This is a genomic window from Pseudomonas sp. HY2-MNA-CIBAN-0224, from assembly GCF_040310285.1.
Taxonomy (GTDB): Bacteria; Pseudomonadota; Gammaproteobacteria; order Pseudomonadales; family Pseudomonadaceae; genus Aquipseudomonas; species Aquipseudomonas helleri.
The window spans coordinates 1-272 of record NZ_JBEOPQ010000522.1; the positions used below are offsets into that span (position 1 = coordinate 1).

The 272-nt window shown below is 24.3% G+C and carries 1 protein-coding gene; it reads left to right on the plus strand.

Translation table 11 applies throughout. The features are described from left to right. Positions 1–272, plus strand: a 272-nt coding sequence (locus tag AAEZ03_RS27405; RefSeq protein WP_350583002.1) for a hypothetical protein, incomplete at both ends; no start/stop codon positions are given.

The window sequence follows — 272 nt, forward strand, 5'->3', positions numbered from 1 at the left end:
CTTTTAGCTTCAGAAAAAATTGATAATGAAATTAAGAAGTCAATTATAAATAGTATAAGATCTAAAGATAAATTCGGAATAGTTAATTACCAAGATAGTAATTATAAAAATATAGAAATACCGTTAAGAGAGTTAATTAATAAAGATAAAATAGAAAAAGCTTATCAGTTACTAGAAAGTAACTTTAAGAAATTAACCATAAAAGACTACCTATTTAACTTGCACACATTGTTTTTAGTGGATCAGGAAAAATTTATTCCAGAGGTTTACGG